This window comes from Acidovorax sp. HMWF029 (assembly GCF_003060895.1).
Taxonomy (GTDB): domain Bacteria; phylum Pseudomonadota; class Gammaproteobacteria; order Burkholderiales; family Burkholderiaceae_C; genus Acidovorax.
Window position 1 is genome coordinate 1 of sequence record NZ_QAIH01000038.1, and the last position, 4,898, is coordinate 4,898.

Genomic DNA, 4,898 nt, shown 5'->3' on the forward strand with positions numbered 1-4,898 from the left:
GTCCAACGACATTGTGGTCTGCCTGCGCGACAGGGGCCCCAACAGCGCATCTGCCACCTGCCACGCGGGCGCCTGTTGCCAGTGGCAGGAGACCCCGGCCCCGCCGGTCAGCGCGCCGGGCGCAGCTTGACGCCGGGGAAGTCCACCGGCACGGCCAGCGCCACATTCACATAGTTGGTGAAAAGGTTGAGGGCCACGTGGGCCACGATCTCGACGATGTGCTCGTCTCTCAGGCCCTGATCGCGCAGCGCCTGCACGTCGGCGGCATCGATCTGGCCGCGTTCGTTCACCAGCTGGAGCGCAAAGCGCAGCACGGCGGCGGTGCGCGGTTCGGCAGATTCGCCCGACTGCGCCGCGGCCAGCGCGTCGCCACTCACGCCCGCCTTGCGGCCCAGGGCGGTGTGGGCAGCCAGGCAGTAGTCGCAGGCATTGCGGTTGGCCACGGCGACGGCAATCTGCTCGCCCAGTGCGGCGCCAATCACGCCGCCGCCCAGTGCGCCAAAAGCCGCCCACATGCTTTGCAGCGCGGCCGGCGAGTTGGCCACAGCGCGGAACATGTTGGGCGTGGTGCCAAAGGCGCCGTGGATCTGGTCCAGCAGTGCACGCGCCGGGCCGCTGGCGGCAGTGCGGTCTACCAAGGAAACGCGGGCGGTGGAGGAATGGTCGGACATGGTGATTTCCTTGCAGGTGGTGAAACGTTGGAGATCCGGCGCCGGGTGGGGCACCGGGTACTGCTGATGCACAGCACCCCTGCAGTGTCTTGCGCCAAGTCGTACCATTGGGCACAAAAAATCCATACTTCATACCAATTCATCCAAACCCATGCCCACTGATCACCCCCAACCCGCACCCGGCCCCGCGCCGCTGGATCGCCTGTCGCCGCTGCTGGAGCGGTTTCGGGTGCGGGCGCACCTGTTCCACAACGGGCCGCTGTGTGGCGTGACGCACTTTGCGGCGGCGCCGGGCCGGGGCTTTTTGCATGTGCTGCGCCGGGGCGAGATGGTGGTGACGCACCAGCCCCAGGCGGGCCCGCCCGAGCGGCTGGTGGTGCGCGAGCCCAGCCTGCTGTTCTATGCCCGGCCGCTGGAGCACTTCTTTCACAACGCGCCCACCGAGGGCTCGGACTTCACCTGCGCCGCGCTGGACTTTGACGGCGGCGCCAGCCACCCGCTGGCCCGCGCCCTGCCCCCGCTGGTGGTGCTGCCGCTGGGCACGGTGGACGGGCTGCAGCAGTCGCTGGACTTGCTGTTTGCCGAAACCGACCGCCTGCGCTGCGGCCACCGCGTGCTGGCCGACCGTTTGTTTGAAGTGGTGCTGCTGCAGTTGCTGCGCTGGCTGCTGGACCACCCGCAGCAGGCGCAGATGCCGCCTGGTCTGCTGACGGGCCTGTCCGACCCACACCTGTCGCGCACCCTCACAGCCCTGCACGAGGCGCCCGGCCAGGCCTGGAGCCTGGAGCAGATGGCGCAGCAGGCAGGCCTGTCGCGCAGCGCGTTCGCCGCCCGTTTCAAGGCCGTGGTGGGCGAAACCCCGGCCGACTACCTGGTGCACTGGCGGCTGACGCTGGCGCAGGCGCATTTGCGCGGCGGCCGGTCGCTGAAGTCGATTGCCAACGAGCTGGGGTATGCCAACCCGTCGGCGCTGTCGCGGGTGTTCGCTCAGAAGCTGGGGTTGTCGGTGCGGGACTGGCTGGATGCGCGGGATGCGGAATCTTGAGGCGCTTGGCTGACGGGGATCCTTGGCACGGCGCCTGGCCAACGACCTGCCCCCAACTCCCTCTCCCCTCGCGGGAGAGGGTCGGGGAGAGGGGGCGAACGAGCGCTGCGCCCACCAAACACCCCTCTCCCCCGCCCTCTCCCACAAGGGGAGAGGGAGCAAAAGCCCGGCGCAGAGGGGGAAGTTGGGGGCGTTAGGCGCGTTGTCGAAACCATCCCGCCCCGAGGCACCTATTTATTCAACAAAAAAGGCCTCTCCCGCTCGACCACCAAGCGTTTTAAGCTATGAAATATGTAGCAATCAAACTATTCACCCAAAGCCCTGCGGGGATCGGCAGGCAGTGCCCGCCTCCCCTGCGCCCTCACACGTCGATGGCCGCCGCCGAGCCCGCCTGCTTGCGCAGCTCGAACTTCTGAATCTTGCCGGTGCTGGTCTTGGGCAGCTCGCCAAACACTACCGCGCGGGGCACCTTGAAGCCCGCCAGGTGCTTCTTGCAGTGCGCCACGATGTCCTCGGGGGTGGTCTGGGCGCCGGTCTTCAGCTCGACAAACGCGCACGGTGTCTCGCCCCATTTGGGGTCGGGCTTGGCCACCACGGCGGCGGCCAACACGTCGGGGTGGCGGTAGAGCACGTCCTCGACCTCGATGGACGAGATGTTCTCGCCGCCCGAGATGATGATGTCCTTGCTGCGGTCCTTGATCTTGATGTAGCCGTCGGGGTACTGCACGGCCAGGTCGCCGCTGTGGAACCAGCCTCCCGCAAAGGCTTCGGCAGTCGCCTTGGGGTTCTTGAGGTAGCCCTTCATGGCAATGTTGCCCTTGAACATGATCTCGCCCATGGTTTCGCCGTCCTGCGGCACGGGCAACATGGTCTCGGGGTCGAGCACGCGCACATCGCGCTCCAGGTGGTAGCGCACGCCCTGGCGGGCGTTGAGGCGGGCGCGCTCGCCGATGTCAAGCTGGTCCCAGGCAGCGTGTTTGGCACACACGGTGGCGGGGCCGTAGACCTCAGTCAGGCCATACACATGGGTCAGGTCGAACCCCATTTTTTCCATGCCTTCGATCATGGACGCCGGTGGTGCTGCGCCCGCCACCATGGCCTTCACGCCTGCAGGAACGCCCGCCTTCATCGCGTCGGGCGCGTTGACCAGCAGGCCGTGCACGATGGGCGCGCCGCAGTAGTGCGTGACGCCGTGGTTGCGAATGGCGTCAAAGATGGCCTGCGCGTCCACCCGGCGCAGGCACACGTTGACGCCTGCGCGGGCTGCGATGGTCCACGGAAAACACCAGCCATTGCAGTGGAACATGGGCAGTGTCCACAGGTAGACCGCGTGCTTGGGCATGTCCCACTCCAGCACGTTGCTGATGGCGTTGCTGGCCGCACCCCGGTGGTGGTAGACCACGCCCTTGGGGTTGCCGGTAGTGCCGCTGGTGTAGTTGAGGGCAATCGCATCCCACTCGTCGGCGGGCAGGCTCCAGGCGAAGGTGGCGTCGCCGCTGGCAACAAAGGTCTCGTAGTCGGTGCCGCCCAGGCTTTGCACGGCGGGGCCGTAAAGGGCATCTTGCACCTCGATCACGCGGATGGGGGTGGTGCCCGAGCGCAGGGCGAGCGCCTTGGCCATGGTGCCGGTGAATTCGGGGTCCACGATCACGGCCTTAGCCTCGCCGTGGTCGAGCATAAAGGCGATGGCTTCGGGGTCCAGCCGGGTGTTGAGGGTGTTGAGCACCGCGCCCGCCATGGGCACGCCAAAGTGCGCCTCGACCATGGGCGGGGTGTTGGGCAGCATCACGGCCACGGTGTCGTTTTTGCCGATGCCTGCCTGCACCAAGGCGCTGGCCAGCTGGCGGCAGCGTGTGTAGGTCTGGGCCCAGGTCTGGCGCAGCGTGCCATGCACGATGGCCAGCCGGTCGGGGTAGACCTCGGCCGTGCGTTCGATGAACGACAGGGGGGACAGGGCCGCGAAGTTGGCTTCGGTGCGGGGCAGGTGCTGGTCAAAGATGGAGGACATGGATCGCGGAGATGGAAGTGAACAGGACTGTTGCCACAGCCTACCGCCCCAGGCTGACTCAAACCCTTCGGCGGTGGCGTTGCTTGACACGGTACATGGCCGCGTCGGCGCTGGCCAGCAGCGTGTGCGCGTCCTGGGCGTCGCGCGGGAACAGGCTCACGCCGATGCTGGCACGCACCGGGAAGGGCTGGCCCTCGATGTCGAGCGGCGGCGCAAAGGCCTGCTCCAGCTTGGCCACGATCTGCAGCGCGGCCTCTTCCGAGTCCACGTTTTCGCACAGCACGGTGAACTCGTCGCCCGCCAGCCGGGCCACGGTGTCGGCCTGCCGCACGGCACCCAGAATGACGCGGGCCACGGCCTGTAGCACCAGGTCGCCCACGGCGTGACCGCGTGTGTCATTGATGGCCTTGAAGTCGTCCAGGTCCACAAACAGCAGGGCGCAGTCGCGGCCACTGCGGCGCGAGAGTTCCAGCGCCTGCGCCAGGCGCTGCTCGAACATGCGGCGGTTGGGCAGGCCGGTGAGCGCATCGTGGTGCGCCAGGTGGGCCATGGCGTCGCGGCTGGCGTTCAGCTCGGTGATCTGGCGGCTGATCTGCTGCTCCATGTCCTGGAAGCTGCGGGCCAGGTCGCCCACCTCGTCCTTGCGGTGCACCGGCAGTGCCCCGTGCGCGTGCCCCCGCGAGAACGCCTGCGCTGCCGCCACCATGGCCTGCAGTGGCTGCGTGACCACGCGCGACACCCCCGCCGCCAGCACCACTCCTACGAGGCTGAGCACCAGCAGGATCTTGAGGATGCTGCGACCCAGGTCCACCACCTCACCCTGCACGGCGGCCAGGGGCTGCGACAGGCCCACCACCATGAAGCGCCCTTCGTCCTTGCTGCCAAAGGGCATGCGCACAAACGAGAACACCCGCGCCTCGTCGTTGGCGGTGCCGGGTCGGCTGAGCACGGCATCCTGAGCCCGTCCATCGACCAGGGCCGCCACCGGCGCAAAGGCGTCCTGAATAAGGATGCGTTGGCCCCGGTCAAAGCCGAATGTCTGGGTGGCATCGGGGTGCGCCAGGAAATCGCCCCACCGGTTGCTGAGGTAAAAACCGTACGGCGTTGGCAATGCGGCTTCGAAGTTGCGCAAGAATGGCTCGGCCGCAACACGCACCACCACCACCCCCTGCAC

At 67.6% G+C, this 4,898-nt stretch carries 4 protein-coding genes; 1 reads left to right on the forward strand and 3 read right to left on the reverse strand.

Annotation, left to right across the window (positions count from 1 at the left end):
- Positions 1-107: 107 nt before the first annotated feature.
- On the reverse strand, positions 108-671 hold the full coding sequence (locus DBR12_RS02380; protein ID WP_199226613.1) for a carboxymuconolactone decarboxylase family protein: 564 nt from the start codon (positions 669-671) through the stop codon (positions 108-110).
- A gap of 151 nt (positions 672-822) precedes the next feature.
- On the opposite strand from DBR12_RS02380, the gene DBR12_RS02385 reads away from it, so the two are divergent.
- Positions 823-1,716 (forward strand): AraC family transcriptional regulator, encoded by an 894-nt coding sequence (locus DBR12_RS02385; protein WP_108615777.1) that lies wholly within the window; start codon positions 823-825, stop codon positions 1,714-1,716.
- A 361-nt stretch (positions 1,717-2,077) separates the two neighbouring features.
- Here DBR12_RS02385 and DBR12_RS02390 read toward each other — a convergent pair whose 3' ends face one another.
- Positions 2,078-3,724, reverse strand: a complete 1,647-nt coding sequence (locus DBR12_RS02390; protein WP_108615778.1) for an acyl-CoA synthetase — start codon at positions 3,722-3,724, stop codon at positions 2,078-2,080.
- Positions 3,725-3,782: 58 nt separating this feature from the next.
- Positions 3,783-4,898 (reverse strand): GGDEF domain-containing protein (locus DBR12_RS02395; RefSeq protein ID WP_108615779.1); only part of this gene is annotated, 1,116 nt, incomplete at its 5' end.